Here is a 4,067-nt window from a genome sequence, read left to right on the forward strand (position 1 = left end):
CCGCCCCAAACCATGCCACGGGAAGGCCGGTGCCCCTCCAAGCCGGAGAGACCTACCGTGTCATCGCGGTCATGGAATTTGCCTGCCCATGCGGACGTTCCGATGCGTTGCTCGATGTGGGCGTTGACTTCGCGTGGTGCCAGACGCGCTTCCGACTCCTGCCAAAACCCAAGGCCCAGACCAGGACGCGCCGAGTTTCGGCTCCCAAGGAGAGGGAAACGATTCGCTGAACAGCCGACGACGGCTTCGGCCTTCTGCCGACCTCCCGAGATTCGACTAAGGGTGGCGAGCGGACGTAGGGGTCGAACCCGGTCATGGGGCTCGCCGCCATGAACCGGACTTCCAGAGATCTGCCCGAAACCGGACTCGACGAATGACCGTGCAGGGTGGATTGCGGACTTCGGAGTAACTACCTGGCGGCCGCGGCTTCGTCGCTCTCGGCCCGACGGGCGCCCCGCAGGATATTCGCCAGGCTGTAGTTGCCCTCGTGGCAGGCGTATTCGTAGATCGGCCCCTTGTCGGCCCGCAAGGGCATCTCGCCCCGCCAAGCTTGAGTGTAGGTCGCCGAGTCGTCGACCTCGAACTCGTAGCGCAGCTCGCTCGCCGAAACGCGGCGGAAACGTTCGGTCACCTTGGCCTGCGGCGAGAGCAGGTGGGCGGCGCGGTTCTCTTCGCCCGGCTGGAAGTTCGTCGTCTCCACGACCAGGGTGTCGCCTTCCCACCAGCCGATCGCGTCGCCCATCCACTGCCGCACGGCCGGCGGCTGGTGGCGCGCGTTCAGGCGCACGATGCGCACGTCATGGTTCATCTCGGCGAGGATGGCCACTTCGTCGCGCGTCTGGACGATCTGGGTGCCGCCGGAGGTCGTGAACGGGTTCTGGATCGGCGGCCCGGCCGCGCCCACGCCGCCCACCAGGCAGCGGTCGAACCCGCTCAGCTCCTCCGGGTTGTCCGGCCGGCGAAGTTGCGCGGCATTGATCGCCGCCAGCCGCCGCCGCGCCTCGGGCCGGTAGGGAAGCTGACCGTCGGCCGGGCTTACGATCCAGGAGGTGCGCAGCTTGCCGTCGATCCGCGCCAGCGGGAACTCTTCCTGCCATTCGGCGGCGTTCTGGCCGAAGACATCGCTCTGGCGGCGCGCCAGGATCGCGGCCCGTCGCTTGGCCTGGTAGGCGTCCTCCTCGGCCTTGATTGGGAAGGTGAGCGGGTCGCCGGGCGGACGCTCCAGCCGGGTCATCGACATGCTGCTCCAGATCCCCTGCAGGTCCGGCTGGCCGAAGGCGGTCTGCGGGACCCGATAGGGTTGCGCCTGGCCGGCGCCGCCGCCGCCGAATGCGAGCAGCAGGCCGGCCGCCAGGCCCATAAACGAGCGCCGCGCGCGCCACGGCTTAGCAGTGTGAACTTCCAACGCGCGCCCCCGACCAGCTCAACCTTGACCACACCGTATGCGGACTCTCCGAATGGCGGCTAGGGGTCGAACTTGGTCATCGTCTCAGCGCCATGAACCGGACGTTCGGGGATCTGCCGGAAACCGGACCCCACGAATGACGGCACGGGGTGGGGAACGGACGTTGACCCCGGTTGTGGATCGCATAGCCTCGCTCCATGCGCCAGCTTCTCGGCTTGCTGAGCCTCCTGTCCATCTTGTCTAGTGGCGTGCTCTTTTCCGCATGCGCGACCTTCCGTGGCGACGTCGATCGGGATCACGCGATCCGGGCAGGCGCCGACGCCTGCTATTTGTCGTGGGGCAAGCATTCGGAGAGCCTTGGCATTGCCTGGGGACATCACGACTGGCGCGCACGTCTCGAGGGCGACCACTGGGCGGTCTGGGAGGGTAGCGCCGCCTCTCCTGAACTATCGGTGGATGTGCCTCTCGACGGTCGGTTGCTTGATCCTGATCGAGCCTGCCGCGCACCCAATCCAGATCAGGGAGAACCCTGGTCGCTGCGTCCTGGCCGTCCTGAATAGCGAGGAGGATCTGACGTCCACTATGGGTCGGGAACGGTCATTGGCCCGTCGGCAGAAAGCGGTACACCCAAAGATTCTGATCTGATTTCTTGACTTCTGGCTTGGTCTGGGTTCTTGTTTTGTTCATGTCCGCGGCGACCGAAACCACTGAGCAGCAGGATCGTGCCCTGGCCGAGCTGCTGGAGCTCGGCATGGCGGCGGCGCGGGAGGTGCAGGCGCGGCTGCTCGCGGCGGAGGACGCCAAGGCGGTCTGTGACCTGAGCCTGGCCTTCAACCGGGTCTCGCGCGCCGTTCGCCAGACCGTCGCCCTGCAGGCGAAGGTCGGGCGCGAACGCCGGCGGGAGGGGCGGGACGAGGCGGCCGAGGGCAGGCGGGCGGACGAGGCCGGTGCGTCGCGGCGCCAGCTCCAGGTGCGCGCCGCCGTCGAGCGCCGCATCTGGACCGAGGCTGAGGACGACGAGGCCGAACGGCTGATCGACGAACTCGACGACCTGGTCTCCGAAGAAGCCCTCTACGAAGGCTTCGGCCAGGAGCCGGTGGCGGCGCACATCGCGCGCATCTGCGGGGACCTCGGGCTCCGAGTTCCTCCCCCATTGGGGAAGGTGGCGCCGAAGGCGACGGAGGGGGCTTCCGCCGCGGACTCGCAGCAGCCTGCTTTGAGCGGACCCCCTCAGTCTCTTCGGGACAGCTCCCCGGTGGGGGGAGCAACGGCCTGGCGAAGCTCTGCCTGAAACATCCTCGCACGGGCGCTTGCGCTCCATTTCACCGACCCGCGAAATCTATCGCCAGTTTAACTTGCGGACACTCCGGTCTTGCCCAATTTGGCGCGATCGGTAGGGGATTCTGCGCATGCGCAAGTTGATGATCGCGGCGGCGGCCGCTGTGACGTTGTCGTTCGGGCTGTCGGCGGTGACGGCGGCCTGGGCGGCTGACGATCCGCCCACCACGTCCGACGCGAAGGACAAGAGCGACAAGGGCGACAAAGGCGACAAGGACAAGATCGAGCTGCCGCCGTTTCCGGCCGACGCCAGCGTCAAGCAGGTGACGCATGTGGCCGGCAAGACGCTCAGCTACACCGCCACCGTCGGCTCCCTGCCGGTGCGCGACGAGAAGGGCAAGAAGATCGCCGAGGTGGTGTTCACCGCCTATGTCCTGGACGGCCCCCGCGATCCGAACCGGCCGGTGACCTTCGCCTTCAACGGCGGCCCGGGCGCGGCCTCGGTCTACCTGAACCTCGGCGCCATCGGGCCCAAGCGCGTGCAGTTCGGCGCCCAGGGCGACAGCCCCTCGGATTCCTCCCGCCTGGTGGACAATCCGGGCACCTGGCTCGACGTCACCGACATGGTGTTCATCGACCCCGTCGGCACCGGCTTCTCGCGCTCGCTGGTCGACAAGGACGAGACGAAGAAGCGGTTCTATTCGATCAAGCCGGACATCGAGTACCTGTCGCGGATCGTCTACGACTGGCTGCTGAAGAACGGCCGCATGGCGTCGCCCAAGTACGTGGCCGGCGAGAGTTACGGCGGCTACCGCGTCCCGCGCATCACCTACTTCCTGCAGACCCAGCTCGGCGTCGGCGTGAACGGCATGGTGATGGTCTCGCCCTACCTCGAACCGCCCATGGACCAGGCGCCCAACTTCTCGCCGATGACCTGGGTGACGACGCTGCCGTCGATGGCCGCCGCCAACTACGAGCGCCAGGGCAAACCCCTCTCGCCGGCGCAGATGAAGGACGTCGAGGACTACGCCCGCGGGGAATTCGTCACCGATCTGATGAAGGGCCGCCGCGACCCCGAGGCGGTCAACCGGCTGGTCGGCAAGGTCACCGGCTACACCGGCCTCGATCCGGCGTTCGTCAAGCGCTCGGGCGGGCGCATTGAAATCCGCGCCTTTCTCCGCGAACTCTACCGCGACAGCGGCAAGATCGGCAGCGTCTACGATAGCAACGTGACGCAGGACGATCCCTTCCCCTGGTCGCCGGACGGCCAGCGGGGCGACCCGATCCTCGACGCCATCATCGCGCCGACCACCAGCGCCATGGTCGACTTCGACACCCGCGTCGTCGGCTGGAAGGTCGAGGGCCGGTTCAACGCGCTCAGCTA

The 4,067-nt window shown here is 67.4% G+C and carries 3 protein-coding genes; 2 read left to right on the plus strand and 1 reads right to left on the minus strand.

Going from position 1 to position 4,067, the window contains the following annotated elements:
• Nucleotides 1–409: 409 nt before the first annotated feature.
• Entirely contained in the window at nt 410–1,360 is a 951-nt protein-coding gene (locus JWP28_RS18570; RefSeq protein WP_299545272.1) for a hypothetical protein, read from the minus strand.
• 730 nt (nt 1,361–2,090) lie between these two features.
• Between JWP28_RS18570 and JWP28_RS18575 the strand changes: the two genes are divergently transcribed.
• Both JWP28_RS18575 and JWP28_RS18580 read left to right on the plus strand, forming a co-directional pair.
• A complete protein-coding gene (locus JWP28_RS18575; RefSeq protein ID WP_299545274.1) occupies nt 2,091–2,696 on the plus strand; it encodes a hypothetical protein in 606 nt (201 codons plus the stop codon).
• A 118-nt stretch (nt 2,697–2,814) separates the two neighbouring features.
• The coding region (locus JWP28_RS18580; RefSeq protein ID WP_299545275.1) for a peptidase S10 at nt 2,815–4,067 on the plus strand (1,253 nt) is incomplete at its 3' end.

The organism is Phenylobacterium sp. (assembly GCF_028290885.1).
Taxonomy (GTDB): Bacteria; Pseudomonadota; Alphaproteobacteria; order Caulobacterales; family Caulobacteraceae; genus Phenylobacterium.